This window comes from Verrucomicrobiia bacterium, assembly GCA_035577545.1.
GTDB lineage: Bacteria > Verrucomicrobiota > Verrucomicrobiia > Palsa-1439 > Palsa-1439 > Palsa-1439.
In genome coordinates, this window is record DATLVI010000004.1 from 84,977 (window position 1) to 100,396 (window position 15,420).

At 59.1% G+C, this 15,420-nt stretch carries 16 protein-coding genes; 13 read left to right on the forward strand and 3 right to left on the reverse strand.

Annotated elements, in window-relative coordinates:
- Positions 1–118: 118 nt before the first annotated feature.
- Together VNL17_00505 and VNL17_00510 are read left to right on the forward strand one after the other, a co-directional pair.
- The gene (locus VNL17_00505; GenBank protein ID HXI82549.1) at positions 119–2,320 is read left to right on the forward strand and encodes a TIM-barrel domain-containing protein; all 2,202 of its coding nucleotides are present in this window, start codon (positions 119–121) and stop codon (positions 2,318–2,320) included.
- Positions 2,321–2,446: 126 nt separating this feature from the next.
- Positions 2,447–4,393, forward strand: a complete 1,947-nt coding sequence (locus VNL17_00510; protein ID HXI82550.1) for an ABC-F family ATP-binding cassette domain-containing protein — start codon at positions 2,447–2,449, stop codon at positions 4,391–4,393.
- 3 nt (positions 4,394–4,396) lie between these two features.
- Here VNL17_00510 and VNL17_00515 read toward each other — a convergent pair whose 3' ends face one another.
- On the reverse strand, positions 4,397–5,278 hold the full coding sequence (locus VNL17_00515; protein HXI82551.1) for a sugar phosphate nucleotidyltransferase: 882 nt from the start codon (positions 5,276–5,278) through the stop codon (positions 4,397–4,399).
- Between the two features lie 332 nt (positions 5,279–5,610).
- Between VNL17_00515 and VNL17_00520 the strand changes: the two genes are divergently transcribed.
- The 5 genes from VNL17_00520 to VNL17_00540 all read left to right on the forward strand — a co-directional run bounded on the left by VNL17_00520 (position 5,611) and on the right by VNL17_00540 (position 10,944).
- On the forward strand, positions 5,611–6,354 hold the full coding sequence (locus tag VNL17_00520; protein ID HXI82552.1) for a response regulator: 744 nt from the start codon (positions 5,611–5,613) through the stop codon (positions 6,352–6,354).
- Positions 6,355–6,465: 111 nt separating this feature from the next.
- Positions 6,466–7,461: an AEC family transporter gene (locus VNL17_00525; protein ID HXI82553.1), complete on the forward strand. Its 996-nt coding sequence runs from the start codon at positions 6,466–6,468 to the stop codon at positions 7,459–7,461.
- Between the two features lie 67 nt (positions 7,462–7,528).
- Positions 7,529–9,478 carry a hypothetical protein gene (locus tag VNL17_00530; GenBank protein HXI82554.1) on the forward strand — a complete coding sequence of 650 codons (1,950 nt, stop codon included), beginning with the start codon at positions 7,529–7,531 and terminating at the stop codon, positions 9,476–9,478.
- Complete coding sequence (locus VNL17_00535) at positions 9,475–10,152, forward strand: prepilin-type N-terminal cleavage/methylation domain-containing protein (GenBank protein HXI82555.1); 678 nt, start codon at positions 9,475–9,477, stop codon at positions 10,150–10,152. The genes VNL17_00530 and VNL17_00535 overlap by 4 nt, the downstream gene beginning before the upstream one ends.
- Positions 10,153–10,188: 36 nt before the next feature.
- Positions 10,189–10,944 (forward strand): hypothetical protein, encoded by a 756-nt coding sequence (locus VNL17_00540; protein ID HXI82556.1) that lies wholly within the window; start codon positions 10,189–10,191, stop codon positions 10,942–10,944.
- Positions 10,945–10,948: 4 nt separating this feature from the next.
- On the opposite strand, the gene VNL17_00545 is transcribed toward VNL17_00540, so the two are convergent.
- A complete protein-coding gene (locus VNL17_00545; GenBank protein HXI82557.1) occupies positions 10,949–11,269 on the reverse strand; it encodes a hypothetical protein in 321 nt (106 codons plus the stop codon).
- A gap of 10 nt (positions 11,270–11,279) precedes the next feature.
- Positions 11,280–11,690 carry a VOC family protein gene (locus VNL17_00550; GenBank protein ID HXI82558.1) on the reverse strand — a complete coding sequence of 137 codons (411 nt, stop codon included), beginning with the start codon at positions 11,688–11,690 and terminating at the stop codon, positions 11,280–11,282.
- A gap of 154 nt (positions 11,691–11,844) precedes the next feature.
- On the opposite strand from VNL17_00550, the gene VNL17_00555 reads away from it, so the two are divergent.
- From VNL17_00555 to VNL17_00580, 6 genes are read left to right on the forward strand one after another with little or no spacing between them, the layout of a single operon-like run.
- Positions 11,845–12,366, forward strand: coding sequence for a MarR family transcriptional regulator (locus VNL17_00555; GenBank protein HXI82559.1), 522 nt, complete (start codon positions 11,845–11,847; stop codon positions 12,364–12,366).
- A gap of 14 nt (positions 12,367–12,380) precedes the next feature.
- A complete protein-coding gene (locus tag VNL17_00560) occupies positions 12,381–12,764 on the forward strand; it encodes a DCC1-like thiol-disulfide oxidoreductase family protein (protein HXI82560.1) in 384 nt (127 codons plus the stop codon).
- A complete protein-coding gene (locus VNL17_00565; protein HXI82561.1) occupies positions 12,764–13,528 on the forward strand; it encodes a DUF2071 domain-containing protein in 765 nt (254 codons plus the stop codon). The genes VNL17_00560 and VNL17_00565 overlap by 1 nt, the downstream gene beginning before the upstream one ends.
- Positions 13,525–14,283, forward strand: coding sequence for a class I SAM-dependent methyltransferase (locus VNL17_00570; GenBank protein ID HXI82562.1), 759 nt, complete (start codon positions 13,525–13,527; stop codon positions 14,281–14,283). Before VNL17_00565 ends, VNL17_00570 begins: the two co-directional genes overlap by 4 nt.
- On the forward strand, positions 14,280–14,699 hold the full coding sequence (locus VNL17_00575; GenBank protein HXI82563.1) for a hypothetical protein: 420 nt from the start codon (positions 14,280–14,282) through the stop codon (positions 14,697–14,699). Before VNL17_00570 ends, VNL17_00575 begins: the two co-directional genes overlap by 4 nt.
- The gene (locus tag VNL17_00580) at positions 14,699–15,400 is read left to right on the forward strand and encodes a DUF2071 domain-containing protein (GenBank protein HXI82564.1); all 702 of its coding nucleotides are present in this window, start codon (positions 14,699–14,701) and stop codon (positions 15,398–15,400) included. The genes VNL17_00575 and VNL17_00580 overlap by 1 nt, the downstream gene beginning before the upstream one ends.
- The last annotated feature ends 20 nt before the right edge of the window (positions 15,401–15,420 follow it).

Here is a 15,420-nt window from a genome sequence, read left to right on the forward strand (position 1 = left end):
GTTCCAGTTGCGGTTAAATTCGAAGAAGACCCTCGGATGTTGAAATCCATCCGGGCTGTACCGATGCCCCAAAGTGTGGCCCGGAGCCATCACTAAAATTCCTGGAGAAGGAGAATTGATGAAAGTGTCGCGTGCCTTGAAACGAGTGCTGGTTCTTGCTTTCCTGCTAACGCCCGCCCTTTCGCATGCTGAACAAACAAAGCATGTGGTCGTGGTCGGCAAGGCGCGTTTCACCGTCATCGCTCCTGAGTGCATTCGCCTTGAGTACGCGACGGACGGAGTGTTCGTGGATGCCAAGTCCATGTTCGCCGTCGGCCGCGATGCCGCCTGCTACGATTTCAAGTTGAGCCGCGACCGCGATGCCGTGACGATTGACACGGGCAGGATCAGGCTGCGCTATCGAGCCGATGGCAAGCCGTTTGACCCTGACAACCTGCAGGCGCAGATTCTCCGAGGCAAGGAATGGGTGGAGTGGCGTCCCGGGCAAAAGAACCTTCAGAATCTCGGCGGAACGATCCGCACCTTGGATCAGGTGAAGGGCCCTGTGGATCTCGGGGACGGCTTGTTGTCACGGGATGGTTGGTATCTGCTGGACGATTCGCACACTCATCTACTAACGCACGGCTGGGTCGAGGAGCGGCCGGATAACGGAAACATTGATTGGTATCTGTTTGGTTACGGAAGCGACTACAAAGCGGCGCTGAAGGCGATGACGCGAATCGGCGGGCCGGTGCCACTCCCGCGAAAGTATGTGTTGGGCGCCTGGTACTCGCGGTATTGGCCCTACAGCTCCAAGGAGTACCACGAGATCATTGACGAGTATTGCGAGCACGATTTCCCGCTCGATGTCATCGTGATGGACATGGACTGGCACAAGGATGGATGGACGGGCTGGTCGTGGAACCGCAAGTTGCTGCCCGACGCCGAGGATTTGCTTAAATGGTTTCACAAGCAAGGTCTGCGCGTCACTCTCAATGTCCATCCCGCGGATGGCGTCGGTCCCCAAGAGGACATGTACGATAAGTTCATGCGCGACATGGGCGAAGACCCGTCGATGAAGCAAGTCCTGTTGTACGACGCGGGTAACAAGAAATACCTCAACACACTTTTCAAGGACACACACGAACCTTTGGAGCGCGAGGGCGTGGATTTTTGGTGGCTCGACTGGCAGCAGTATCCGTTTACGCGCAGCGTGCCGCACCTGACGAACCTCGCCTGGCTGAATCATTATTACTATCAGTACACGGGTCGAAACGGTTTGCGCGGTCAATCCTTCAGCCGTTGGGCCGGCTGGGGCGACCATCGACACCCGATCCATTTCTCCGGTGATGCCGACACGGGTTGGAAGATGCTGACCTTCGAGGTTCCGTTCACTTCGACGGCCGGCAATGTCGGTTGCTTCTTCTGGTCCCACGACATCGGCGGGCACATGGGCGGTCGCAATGAGGAAAGTTACACCCGCTGGGTGCAGTTCGGCGCGCTGACGGCCGCCCTGCGCTCGCATTCCACCCGCAGCTCCGAGATGGATCGACGGCCTTGGAAGTACAGCCAGCAAGCGGAGGACTCGATGCGGATCGCTTTTCACCTGCGCTCGGAATTGTTCCCCTACATCTACTCCAGCGCCTGGGAGAGTTGCACGGAATCCGTCCCCCTGAATCGCCCGATGTACATCGAGTATCCAACCAGGGAGGATGCCTACCGCAATCCGCAGCAGTACTTCTTCGGTGACAATCTGCTGGTCGCGCCGATCACCTCGCCAGGGGAAGGTACCAACAAGGTGGCGCAACAGACAGTGTGGTGGCCACCTGGCGAGTGGTACGATTGGTTCACCGGCGAGAGATTCACCGGGGAAAGCAATGAGGTCGTTTCAGCGGATATCAATCATTTCCCGCTGTACGCGAGAGGCGGAGCGCCGATTCCCCTGCAACCTTATTCGTCGCGGATGACCACGGCCCCGTTAACCAACCTGGTCATCCGGTGCTATCCCGGTGCCGTCGGCGCGAGTACCAAGACGACACTTTATGAAGACGACGGCGTCACCACGGCCTACCGGAAAGGCGGATCCTCGCGGACCGTTTTGGCCTACCGACGCGACCATGACCGGGTCACCGTCACCGTTTCACCGGTGGAAGGAACTTATCAGGGGCAAGTGGAGCGGCGCGCCTATGTCGTCGAGTTGGCGGCAACAGGGAAGCCGCGCATCGTCACCATCAACGGTAAACGAGCCGACGCAGACTATGAAGAAAAGTCCCGCACACTCCGCGTCAGGGTGCCGTCTCAATCAATACACAAGGCCGTGACCGTCTCCGCGAGTTACTGATAAGCGAATCCGGAGTTGAAAGCTGGGTATCCGCCGCCTTCGTATTCTTCGTGTCTCCTTCGCGCAATTCGTGCTGATTTCAACCTTGTCCGCCCCTCCAATCGGTAGTAGGCTTGGCAGTTCGATATGATGACGATTTCGGGAATGACCAAGGCCTTTGGGGCGCACGTACTCTTTGAGGACGCGTCCTTGCAGGTCAATCGCGGCGACCGCATCGGGCTGGTTGGGCCGAACGGTGCGGGCAAATCCACCTTGTTCTCGCTCATCCTGGGGCATGACACGGCGGACGAGGGCGAGGTGTCCATCGAACGCAACGGGACGATGGGCCATTTGCCCCAGGAAACCGCGCCGGTGGGGGAGGAGACGGTGTTGGAATTGGCGACGGCCATCAACCCCGAGATCGCGGAATTGCAGCGGCGGCTGAAGCTATTCGAAGCCGGTCACGACACCGAGTCGCACGATTTTCATGAAGTGCAGGCGCGGTTCGACGAACTTGGCGGCTACCAACTCGAACCGCAGGCCAAGACGATCCTGCGCGGGCTGGCGTTTCGCGAACGCGATTTTGATCGGCAATTGAAGGCGATGAGCGGCGGTTGGGTGATGCGCGCGCATCTCGCGCGGTTGCTCGTGCAACAGCCCGACCTGCTGCTGCTCGACGAACCGACGAACCATCTCGACCTCGAAGCGTTGCAGTGGTTCCAGGAATATCTGAAAACTTATCCGGGCGGCGTGTTGCTGATCTCGCACGACCGCGAATTCCTGAATCAGCTCGTGGGCAGCATCGTGGAGATTCGGCAGAGCCAGTTGCTCCGCTATCGAGGCAACTACGACGAGTATCTCGTGCAGCGCGAGGCGCAATCGGAACAGTTGCTGGCGGCCTACAAGAACCAGCAGCGCGACATCCAGCGTTTGCAGGAGTTCGCCGACCGATTCCGCGCGAAGGCCAGCAAAGCCTCGCAGGCGCAGGCAAAACTCAAGCAGATCGAGCGCATGGACAAGATCGAGGCACCCGTAAACGAATCGCGCAAGATCAAATTCCGTTTTCCGCAACCGCAGCGCAGCGGCCTGAAGGTGATCACCCTCAAGAACATCCACCACGCCTACGGCGCCACGGAAGTTTATCGCGGGATGAACTTCGAAGCCGAACGCGGCCAGCGCATCGTGCTGGTCGGCCCGAACGGCGCGGGCAAGTCCACGCTGCTCAAGCTTCTCGCCGGCGTGCTCCCCGTCCAGGGCGGCACGCGCGAGTTGGGCTTGAACGTGAAAGTCGGTTACTACGCGCAATACCGCGTCGAGATGCTCAACCCCGACCGCACGGTCGTCGAGGAGGCGCTCGACACTCCCCAACGCATTTCCGAACAAACCGTCCGCACCGTCCTCGGCTCGTTTCTGTTTCGTGGCGACGACGTCTTCAAATCGGTCGGCGTGCTCAGCGGTGGCGAGAAGAGCCGGTTGGCGTTGGTGAAACTATTGCTCGATCCGCCGAACCTCCTATTAATGGATGAGCCCACCACGCACCTCGACATGGCCAGCATCGACGCGCTCATCGGCGCGCTGGAATCCTACGAAGGCACGCTGATTTTCATCAGTCATGACGTTTATTTCATCCGCAAGCTCGCCAAATACGTCCTGCACGTGAACAACGGCGAACTCATGCACTACCACGGCGATTACCAATACTACCTCGAAAAATCTGCCGCCATCTCCGCGGCCATTGCGGCGTCAGCGACTCCCGCCGCGCCGCCGACGGTTTCCACACGCATCAAGGGCAAGGAACAAAAACGGTCGGAAGCCGAGGCGCGCAACGTGCGTTCACGCGAACGTCGCGAGCAGGAACGGATTGTAAGCACTCTGGAAAAAGAAATCGCGCGGTTGGAGCAGCGGCAGAAGGAATTGACTACCGAACTCGAAAACCCCGAGACCTACGACAAACCCGGACGCGCCGTGGCCGTCAATCGCGAGTTGAGCACCGTCACCGAAGACCTCGCCCGCGCCACCACCGACTGGGAGCAGGCTGCCGCCCGCGTGAACGAGCTGAAGCCCGCCCTGAAACCCGACCTCACGCCTTCGTAGGCTTCAGGCCCAGAGCTTCGGCGGGTATGCGCCCGCGTCCACGAGTTTGCGGATGCTGTCAACAACCTGCGGCTTGTCTTCCTTGTAGGTGATACCGAACCATGAAGCGGGGGTACGCAAGACTTTTACACGGGCTGCGCCCGATGCCACCAGTTCGTTCACCGTCGTCGGGATGTAGCACTCGCTCTTCAATTCCTGCCCGCTGCGGCGCAAGAATTCGGTGAACTGCTCCCGGAGTTGCGGGAACAACCCGGGTGTGAAGCCCCAGAAATTCATCGACACCAATTCGTCGCCGCTGAGCGCCCGGTCTCCCGTATGCGCGCCGCGGCCCTGTTTCTCCACTTTGGTCAACTCCACGACGGCCCGCAAAAAACCGGCCGCGTCGCATTCGCAAACACCGCGCGAGACGCTGCCGTGTTCGGACAGGGTGTTTCGTAGCGTGTAGCCGACCATCGCATAGTCACGGCCGCCCGCCCGCAAAAAATCGGCCATGACCTGAAACGACTCGCGTCCGTAAAAGTCGTCGGCATTGATTGCGGCGAACGGTTCGCGCAAAGTTTCCTCGGCCATGAGGATCGCGTGCGTCGTGCCCCACGGTTTCGTGCGCCCGGGCGGGATGGTGAACCCGGACGGAAGTTTGTCGAGTTCCTGATAGACGTAATCGACGGCAATCCGTTTCTCGAACTTGTTGCCAATCACCTCGCGAAACGGCGCTTCAATGTCGCGGCGGATAACAAACACCAGCCGCCCGAAACCCGCCCGCAGCGCATCATAGATCGAGTAGTCGATGATCGCTTCGCCGTTGGGGCCGACGGCATCGATTTGCTTGAGCCCGCCATAACGGCTGCCCATCCCCGCGGCCATGACCAGAAGAGTTGGTTGCATTTTTCAATTCTGCGGATTTCTGCCAATCGGAAATAGCATTCCTTAGCGGTGTTACACCGGTTTCGTCAAGAACGACCTTCACGCGCGGGCACGGCAGCCGCACTTTGACAGAATTGTCCATATTTTGGCGCCTCGACACTCCATCCGCCAGCCAAAAACGTTGGGGACGCGAATCTCCATTCGCAAGAACGGCACAGCCAGCACGTTATCGCCCGTTTGTGAGAAACCGGCACGCGGGATGCATAACATGACGACCAAAGCACCATGGCCAGCATCAATAATGAGCACCCGGAAGCCGTACGTGGACAGATCACAACCACAGGAGCGGACTTATGAGCATCACAGATGGATCCCTGACCCGAAATGATGAATTGCGCGCCGAACTGCGCGAGGAGTGTTTGAGGGAATGTGCCGGGGCAGTGGTGTCGATCCGTCAGGCCATGCAAGCCATCGCCAAGAACCCGACGGATGTCGCGAGGTTGCAGGAACTCCACAGCCAGATCCGTTCGCTGGCGGGGAATGCGAGCGTGACCCGGCTTCTGACCATCGCGCGGGTCGTGGGCACCTTCGACGCGTTGCTCAAGCAACTGGTAGACAAGCCCGACAGCGTCACGCAGTCCGTCCGTCGCACCATGGCGCAATCCATCGATCTACTCGGCGCACTGTTCGAGGGTGACGGGCAAGAGGTGGACCTGGCCATGGCTCGCACGTTGGCGGTCGATGACCAGCAGATTGCCTTGCGCTCCGTGATGAACGCCCTGGAGAAGGCCAACCTGAAACCGCAGGCGTTGTCGGATCCCAGCGCGGGATTCAGCGTGGCGGAGGAATGGCAATTTGATCTCATTGTGCTCGATCACTCGATGCCGCGCATGACCGGCGTGGAACTGTGCGCGAAGTTGCGCGCCCTGCCCAACTACAAGAAGATCCCGATCCTCTTCGTCACCAGCGCCAGCGCTTTCGAGAATCGCGCCGAAATCTGCCGCAGCGGAGGCACCGATGTCATCGCCAAGCCATTCCTGGCAACCGAACTCGGCCTGAAAGCCCTCACCCTCATCATCAAGTCGAAGATCTTCTAGGCACTGTCGGAGATTCGCCATTTAGAACCGCCGACCGGCGCAACCGTTCGGCATCGCGCGTTTTGACTTCCGCTACTGAATTCCCTAGAGTGCGGCGCTTGAGGAGCGCGCATGGCTGACTGGCAAATCGTCCTGGTGAAAATCACCGCGATGTTCCTGGTGATCCTTGTCGGCTGGGCCGTACGACGGCGCGGCTATCTACCCGCGGAAACCACCCGGATCCTGAGCCGGTTTGTCGTGGACATCGCGTTCCCCGCCCTGGTGTTTACACAAATGCTGCGGACGGTCACGCTGGGGGCGTTGCGCGAGGGTTGGTTCGCGCCGTTACTCATGGGCTTGCTGATCGTCATAGCTTATGGAGCGGGCTTGCTGGTTGCACCATTCTTCTGCCGAGCCGAACAGAAGAACACATTTGTCTTTCTCGCGACGATACCGAATTGGATCTTTCTGCCACTGCCGATCGTCGAGGCCATGTACGGCGATGCCGGCGTGCGGACCCTCCTGCTCGGTAACGTCGGTGCGCAACTCATGCTCTGGTCGTTTGGGGTGTGGATCCTGCATGGGGGCGTGACTCCGCGGGAGGCGGCGCGCCACATTGTGACAAATCCGGGTCTAATCGCGACGGCTCTGGGAATTCTGGTCGCGTTACTCATTCCTTCCTCGCACAACTGGGAGATCGGGAGTCTCTCACAATCGCCGCCGCAACTGGCCGCTGGCGCTGTGGTGCAGGCGCTGGCCATGGTGGGAACCATGACCATCCCGGTATCGCTGCTGGCAATCGGCGCGCAACTCGGCGATCTCGAACTGCATGTACATCGACCCTCGCGAGCGCTCTGGGGAGTGCTGCTCGCCCGGTTGATTGTCGGGCCGCTGCTCACGATGGCGGTCGGCTGGATCGTGTTACGGGCGGGTGTGACCGTGCCGGAAGTCCCGCGCAGGATCGGCTACCTGATCGCGACAATGCCCGTGGCGATTTCCTGCAGCATGTTCACGGAACGTTTTGGCGGTGACGTGTCGTTAGGTGCCCAGGGGATTTTCTACAGCACACTCTTCAGCTTGCTTACTGTGCCGGTATTTTTCTTCGTCATCCAGCGGCTGGGGCTTTAGCGGTCGCCCGCGGGAGTCGACGGCAACTTTCAAGGGTTGTGGTTGTTTAATCCATGGGATTAAACTCGTGGCTGTGTGGAATCGTGCCAGTTTTTTGAATGTACCGGTGGCGCTCGCCATCGTGGCGCTTTTTTGCGCACTGCTATCCGGCTATCACGTTGCGTCCTTTGACGGCGTGGACGAAAACGGGTATCTGGTGACGGCGAAGGGGCTCGCGACGAGAGGCGATTCGGGAAAAGTGTTGGCGAACCCCAACGAATTTGTCAGCGGCAACTACGTGTTGGCGGACAACGGGAATTATTACGGGAAGTACCCGCTCGGCTATCCCTACTTGTGCGCTCTGGCCTACAAGTTCGGCGGGCCGTCGGCGGTCTTCCTGGTGAACCCGATCCTCGCCGCGCTTGCGGTACTGGGGACCTTCTTTCTGGGTCGCGCCATGATCAGCGCGTTTGCCGGCGCGCTGGCGGCGATCCTTCTCGCGACGAATCCGCTGCACGCCTATTTCGGGCTCTCCGCGCTGAGTCATTCCGGGTCGATCTGCTTTGCGGTTTGGGGGATGTTTTTTTTGTGGTGGTGGACGCAGTCGGGTGGCAGGTGGAACGCGTTGCTCACGGGCGCGTTGTCGGCGTATGCGAGCACGGTGCGTTATACGGATGGCCTGTTGCTGTTGCCAATTGCGGGCATGGTGTTGTGGCGATATTTCGCAGAAGAAGTTCCCGCCGAGCAACGGCCGGTCGCCCGGCGGAAAGTCGTGTGGGACGTTGTCGTGATGGCAGTAGCTGCGGTCATCGTCGTGACGCCGTTGCTGATCCATCATTGGCGGGCATTCGGCGCGCCGTGGGTGACCGGGTATTCGTTGTGTGGCGAATCGACGGGTTTCGGCTGGAAGTTTTTCAAGGAAAACTGGTGGTTGATGTTGACCCGCATGGATACGGGGGGGTTGATCCTCTTGTTCCCCTTGGGCCTCGTGGGTTTGGCGTACCTGGCCACGCACGATGCGAAGCGCGGTCTGTTTCTCGGATTGTGGGCGGTGCCAGGTCTGTTACTCTATAGCGCCTATTACTGGGCGCCCCAAGGGGAGGGACCAGGGTACGTGCGCTTTTTTGTCAGCGTGTTTCCGCCGCTGATCCTGAGCGCGCTCACGCTATTGTGTTTCGCGGTGCGGGCGCGACCATGGTGGTGGGAGATGGGACTGGGTGCGTTTGTGGCGGTGGTGGCGACGGCGAATTTGCGCGAAGCGACGCGCCAGCTTGATCGTCAGATGTACCGGTTGCTGTTTGCGAAAGAAAGCACGGATCGTGTCCGAGAGAAATTGCCAGACGGCGTGGTGATCGTGGCGAGCGATCGCTTGCTGAATTTTGTCGAGTTCGCGGGCGACTGGCACCTCTACGCGCTGGAGACGTTCGATCGTGGGGCGATTCAGAACAGGATCAAGGCACTCAAGGACGACGGTCCGCGCCCGTTCCAGCGCCGCAAAGCGCAAAAACTGGCCGAGACACAGGGCGACAAGTCCGATTCACAACTGACCCAGGAGCAACGCGATCTCATCAACCAGCGATTGGCGGAGGGAGCCGAGGTTGTGATGGTCCTGCCCAAAGACTCTTACCGGCGCGCGCGGGGACGACTCGGCGACAAATTTGAATTTGATTCGCTAACGGAATGGACGGAGATTCGTCCCGGCCCAAGGGACAATGACCAGAACTATACTACGTGGGCGTTGTACCAGATCAAGCCGCACACAACAAAGTCATCGAGCGTAGCTGATTTGGAACAGCAGATTGATAATTTGGACGCCAAACTGCGGGACGAACGCGCGGATTTCGACGCGCGGTATCCGGGCGCGCAGCCGGCGTGGACGAAAGTGCAGGATACAGAGCGCGATTTGCGTGATCTGCGGGAAAAGTTGAAGAAGTTAAGCGCCAAGAAGTCGTCGCCAGCCGTGTCCAAGGCCACTGTGGCAGCGACCAATGCGCCGCCGCCGACTTCCGCAGCGAATCCCGGTGAGGTGAAAAAATGAATGGCAACCTGCGGCAGTGGCGCACAATACGTGGCTTCACGCTGGTGGAGTTGCTCGTCGTCATCGCCATCATCGGGTTGCTGGCAGCGCTCTTGATGCCGTCCCTGGGAACTGCGCGCAAGAAAGCCCGGGCGGCCGGCTGCATCAACAACCTGCGCCAGCTCGGCCTGGCGGTGCAGATGTACACCGATGACTCGGGTGGACAACTGGCAGGGTTGAGCGGCATTTTTCCGACGTGGGGGGCTACCAATAGCCCGCAGGCCTGGACCCAGCTTTTGTTTCCGTACGTGAAGACCACCAAAGCCTATCTCGATCCTGACCGGCCACCCTGGATGCCCGAGTTGCCCGTGGCGTATTACCTGAACCTGCTTCCGGCGTACGTGGAGGCGGGCTCGCCCGGCACGGGAATTTACGCGATCGATTTCCGGCAAATCAGCAACCCCTCCGCGTTCATTCTGATGAGCGAGGACCTTTTCATCAGCCCCCAGCAGGAGATCGATCCGACCAACGAGAGGGCCGACCGCACGGGATTCAGCACCACGTCCGGGACTTATCCGCCGCCGCATCTCGGTTACGCAAATTTTTTGTTCGCGGATGGGCATGTGGCGCCGTTTGATCATTTCGACGTGACGCAGATGACATATTGGTACGACAAAATGGCCAACTGGCAGTAGCGACTCGATGATTCTCGCGTAGCGACAACTGGATTTATGAAAGACAACTGGAAACTTTGGCTCGCGGTAATCGCCTGTACGATCGTCATGGCCTTCTGTGCGCGGCGGGCTTACAACGCGTTTCACGAGCGTCCGCCGTCGTGGGTCAAAACAGAAGACCGTGTCGGTCCTGCGATTGGTCGAGACGGCCGGCTGAATGGCGCGTGGAAAGAATTCAGCGACCTGCTCGGGACGGTGCGACGCGAATCCGCGCAGCAACAATTACCCGTCGGCGGCGTCTCCTTATTGGCGCTCGAAACCGACGCAACCAACGCCGTGTCCATCGCCACGGAGCCGGTGGTGAACCAGGGCTTCAATCCGCTCAATAACATCCAGGCCTCCATCGGCGGTGATGAAAGGCGATTTGTTGGTTTTTACGCGACCGATGGCGGACCGATTCCGTTCACAATCGTGCGCGTGCCGGGACGAGGGCGAAACCCACCCGTGACCCTGCATCTCAAGAGTCCGATTGCGCCCGGTGAAACGCAGTTAGTGGTGCGCGTCGAGCGACGGCGCGCACCGGTCAACATCGGCAAGGATGGAAAAGCGCAAGCCGGTCTCGGCCGTTTTCCGCGAACCCCGAACGCGGTTTACGCGCGCGCGATCGCATTGCCGCCCGGTGGCGTGATTGTCCGCAGCGTTCCAGACACCACGGCGACGGTATCGGGGGACGTGGCCCCATTGGTATCGTGGATTGGCACCGCAACCAACGCGAACGCCCCAATGAGCGTCGTCTTCACCCTGCCGAAGTAGTGCCTTACGACGACGGTATCAGACGCCTCTTCCAAAATCTTCCCAAAAGCCACGCAAACAGCCGATGCAGAGCCACGCTGATGAATGCCAAGAGAATGCTTCCAATGACTGCTCCCAAGAAAAGCATCCAAAAAGAAGGATCTGGAGCACCTGTCGTGTCATTATTGTCGATCACCACTGCAAACCAAAGAAAACAGAAGAAGAACGGCCAAAGGATTAATGCAACGAGAAGCATGATCCCGAAATGCAAGAGCAATGCAGCTTTCCTGCTATCAGCGTGTTGCGCCTGTGAAATGAGAGGGTGGTCTGTCGTGAAAACATTCATATGCGCGGAATTAGTGAGCTTCCTCGCAGTTAATCATCCACGGGATGCCGAATTGATCCACCAACATGCCGAAACGTTGGGCCCAGAAGGTCTTTTGTATGGGCATGGACACCGTCCCTTTTTCCGACAAGGCGTGGAAGATGCGTTCGGCATCGGCCGGGTCGTCAACGGCGATTGTCACGGAGAAGCCTTGCGGCTTCTCATAGTGTTTCGGCGGTGCGTCAGCACCCATCAACGCCTGGTCGCCCACCATCAGGCGGACGTGAAGGATCTTCTTGCCCCAATCGGCCGGGACTTTATCCGCCATCGGCGACTCCCCGTAGGTCATGGTGAATACAATCTTGCCGCCGAGGCACCGCTCATAGAACTTAAACGCCGCCTCACACTGACCGTTGAAACTCAGATAGGGATTCAATTGCACGATGCGCTCCTTTATTGATGTTTTTTAGCCCTTCCAGATTCATTAAACCTCCGGGGGCTCGCGCAAGGAAGCAGAAAAGGGAAGGGCGCGGTGTCGTCCCGAACAATCCGCTTGACATTCTGCGTTTAATTCTGTAATTTCTGTCATAACAGAAATGAAGCTGACACCGCTAACGAGAAAGTTCATCCTGCACTGGGGGGAGATGGGGACCCGCTGGGGAATCAACCGCACGGTGGCCCAGGTGCACGCCTTGCTGTTTGTCTCACCGAAGCCGCTTAACGCGGAAGAGATTTCCCTGACGTTGTCCGTGGCCCGCTCCAACGTCAGCACCAGTCTGAAAGAGTTGCAGAATTGGGGCTTGGTGAAAGTGCAACACGTCCTGGGAGATCGGCGCGATCATTTCGAGACCCACAAGGACGTCTGGGCGCTTTTCCAGATTGTGATCCACGAGCGCATGCGGCGCGAAGTGGAGCCGACAATGGGCTTGTTGCGGGAAGCCGTCGAGCAGGGAAGGGCGGGGGGCAAAGAGGATGAACACGCGCGGGAACAACTGGCAAAGATGCTCGAATTCTTCGAGGCCGCCTCGGCCTGTTACGCGGACGTTGGAAAACTCCCGCCAGCGACGTTGCGGAAGTTAATGAAGATGGGCGGAAAGGTCGCGGCCCTATTGGGCTAAACTTTTTTTGGATCATGAATTCTGTAATTACAGAAATAACTGACACAAGTGGCGGATGTGTGTTCTACGATGCCCAGTGCCGGTTCTGCACGACCTGGGCTCGCCGCGGCGAGCGGTGGCTCGGAAAGCGCGGATTCCGGTTCGCCCCGCTGTCGGAACCGGCGGACGAGATGAAACTGGTGACCAATTCTGGCGAGGTAATCGGCGGCGCCCGCGCGGTGGTTTACCTCGCGCGACAAATCTGGTGGGCCAGGCCCTTGTGGGCTGTGAGTCGCATCCCGGGTGTCCTGGGGCTGTTGGAATGCGGTTACAGCCGGGTTGCGGCAGGAAGGTATTGTTCGCCGACCACCCACAAGCGGCGCAAGCTGCGGAGTCTGACGCGGAGGTGGTTGTGCTAATGCGGCATACATGGCAACGGCATCCATTTCCGGTACGGGCGTTCTTCCGTCATACGCTGGTACTGACCTACGCCGTCCCGCAAGAGTCATTGCTCGGGCTGCTTCCGCCAGGGCTGATACCGGACACGCACCGCGGGTTCGGTTTGGTGGCGATCGCGATGGTGCAAACGAGGGCGCTGCGCCCCGCCTGTTTGCCGCCGTTGTTAGGGCGAGATTTCTTCCTCAGTGGGTATCGCGTTTTCGCGAAGTATCGGATGTCAAACGGCCACACGCTCCGGGGATTGCGGATCCTGCGTAGCGACACCAACAGTCAACTGATGCGGGTGATGGGGAATCTGCTCACTCACTACAATTACCAAGAGGCGATTGTGACGGTGCGCGAAGAGCCGGAGCGACTGGAGATCGATGTGCGAACCCCAAACGGTGTGGCCGATTTACGGGTAGACGCTGATTTGTCCATTCATCCCGCACCCTTGCCAGTGGATTCCCCATTCAAGAGCCCTGCGGAGGCTCGACGGTTTGCCGGGCCGATGCCGTTCACATTTGATTACGAGGCCCAGACGCATTCGATAATTGTCATCGAGGGGGTACGGGAAGAGTGGAAACCCCAACTCGCTACGGTGGAGGTTTTGGAGAACACGTTCTTTATGCAGCCACATTGGCGGGGGGTAAAACCGATTCTGGCGAGCGCGTTTTATATGACCAACGTGCCCTATTTGTGGCGTCGCGGCGTACGTTATCCACTGGAAAGGAGCTCCGCATGAAACAACATCGATACCGGGGCGTAATCGAGATTGCCTGGTTCAATTGGCATCAATATGTGGCGGGAACACTGGTCTGTCTCGCAGCCAGTTGGGTTTTGTTGTGCCTGCCATTGCCCGTGATTCCCCGCGCGTTCCTCGCATGGGGAACCGGTCTCGCCGGATACTGGTTGGTGGCCTCGCTTGCGGCGTCTCATTATATATACGATCGGTCGGGACTAACCACCTGGGAATGGGTAAAGCCGCTGTTTCCGACGCCGCCAACGCGATGGGCGAATATCCATTGCGGCTTTGATGAGACAACGGCGCCGCTGGACCGCATCTTTCCACGCTCGGAGCGGCTTGCCCTGGATATCTTCGACGACGGAGAGATGACCGAAGCGTCGCTCCTGCGCGCACGGCGTTATGAAACGGGGGCGCCTGAGGCGGTGCGCGCGCGATGCGATTCACTGCCCGCGCGGGACGAGCAGATGGACGCGGTATTCATGTTGTTTGCGGCGCACGAACTAAGACATCCCCTGGCGCGAACCGACTTGTTTCGGGAGTTGCACCGCGTGCTGGCGCGGGGCGGATGTCTGCTATTGGTTGAGCACTTGCGCGACGGCTGGAACTTTCTGGCGTTCGGTCCCGGGTTCTGGCACTTCCTGCCGCGGCGAGAATGGGAGGCGCAAATCCGCGAGGCGGGATTCACGGTGGAGAGGGAATTTCCCAAGACGCCTTTCGTACGGGCGTGGCTACTGAGAAAGGAGGCCCAATGATGACGATTCATCTGCAACGTTGGCTTGAGGTAGCGGCGATTGCACAACTGGGGGTGGCGGCGCTGAATCTGGGATTGGTGCGACTTCTCCAATGGAGGGAGCAGTTGGGGCGACTCCCGCTCCTGATGCGCGAGGTTTTTCAAGTACACGTGTGGTTCATTTCGTTCACCTTGGCGAGCTTTGGGATAATGACATTAAGATTTGCCGTCCCCATGGCGGCGAGAACAGATCCGGCAGCCACCTGGCTGGCTGCGATCATCGCCGTCTTTTGGGGTCTGCGCGTGTTCATCCAATTGGCGTACTACAGCGTCAGTCATTGGCGACACGACATGTTTCGGACGATGGTGCACCTTTTCTTGGTGATCATGTACGGCGGGATGGCGGTGGCGTATGGAATGGCGGCGTGGGGTGCGTGATGCTTGGGCTCTTCCAAGGTTCGTGGATGAGTGTGTTGTTCATACATTATGAAGTGGAGCCGGCGCGGTTGCAGGCGGAGGTGCCGTTTCCGTTGGATCTGCGCGACGGGAAGGCGCACGTGAGCGTGGTGGCATTTTCGCAGGAGCGATTGCGGTTTGCCTTCGGCGGGAACCTGACAAACTGGGTGGGGCGCTGGTTCGCGAACCATGAGTTCTTAAATGTGCGCACGTATGTGCAGCACGGGGGTGAACCGGGGATCTTTTTTCTCGCGGAGTGGGTACCGAAACGGATCGCGACCTGGTTGGGGCCGCCGCTCTTCGGGTTGCCGTATCGATTCGGGAATATTGAGTACGAGCATGGTCAGCGGATGATGCGCGGTCGCGTGACGGGCCGCGAGACGGCGTTCTCATACCAAACTGAACGGGACGCCGCGAAATGTTTCGCCCCTTGTGAACGTGGCAGTCTCGACGAATTCCTGCTGGAACGGTACGTGGCTTTCACGCAATGGCACGCGCTGCGGCGAATGTTTCGGGTGAAGCATGACCCGTGGCCGCAAGCGCGGGTCGAGGCGGCGGTTGACGATGAGAGTTTATTACGCGAGAGATTTGCGTGGTGGCGTGAAACACGACGGGTGAGCGCGAATTTCTCTCCGGGCGCGAGCCGCGTGATCATTGGCCGTCCGCAACTGGTTCTCCGATAGACGGGTTGGAGACTCGACGT

Excerpts from the sequence above, each read along its gene's own strand:
- VNL17_00505 (HXI82549.1), top strand. The coding sequence starts at position 119 with ATGAAAGTGTCGCGTGCCTTGAAACGAGTGCTGGTTCTTGCTTTCCTG.
- VNL17_00510 (HXI82550.1), top strand. The coding sequence starts at position 2,447 with ATGATGACGATTTCGGGAATGACCAAGGCCTTTGGGGCGCACGTACTC.
- VNL17_00515 (HXI82551.1), bottom strand. The coding sequence starts at position 5,278 with ATGCAACCAACTCTTCTGGTCATGGCCGCGGGGATGGGCAGCCGTTAT.
- VNL17_00520 (HXI82552.1), top strand. The coding sequence starts at position 5,611 with ATGAGCATCACAGATGGATCCCTGACCCGAAATGATGAATTGCGCGCC.
- VNL17_00525 (HXI82553.1), top strand. The coding sequence starts at position 6,466 with ATGGCTGACTGGCAAATCGTCCTGGTGAAAATCACCGCGATGTTCCTG.
- VNL17_00535 (HXI82555.1), top strand. The coding sequence starts at position 9,475 with ATGAATGGCAACCTGCGGCAGTGGCGCACAATACGTGGCTTCACGCTG.
- VNL17_00540 (HXI82556.1), top strand. The coding sequence starts at position 10,189 with ATGAAAGACAACTGGAAACTTTGGCTCGCGGTAATCGCCTGTACGATC.
- VNL17_00545 (HXI82557.1), bottom strand. The coding sequence starts at position 11,269 with ATGAATGTTTTCACGACAGACCACCCTCTCATTTCACAGGCGCAACAC.
- VNL17_00555 (HXI82559.1), top strand. The coding sequence starts at position 11,845 with ATGAAGCTGACACCGCTAACGAGAAAGTTCATCCTGCACTGGGGGGAG.
- VNL17_00560 (HXI82560.1), top strand. The coding sequence starts at position 12,381 with ATGAATTCTGTAATTACAGAAATAACTGACACAAGTGGCGGATGTGTG.
- VNL17_00565 (HXI82561.1), top strand. The coding sequence starts at position 12,764 with ATGCGGCATACATGGCAACGGCATCCATTTCCGGTACGGGCGTTCTTC.
- VNL17_00570 (HXI82562.1), top strand. The coding sequence starts at position 13,525 with ATGAAACAACATCGATACCGGGGCGTAATCGAGATTGCCTGGTTCAAT.
- VNL17_00575 (HXI82563.1), top strand. The coding sequence starts at position 14,280 with ATGATGACGATTCATCTGCAACGTTGGCTTGAGGTAGCGGCGATTGCA.
- VNL17_00580 (HXI82564.1), top strand. The coding sequence starts at position 14,699 with ATGCTTGGGCTCTTCCAAGGTTCGTGGATGAGTGTGTTGTTCATACAT.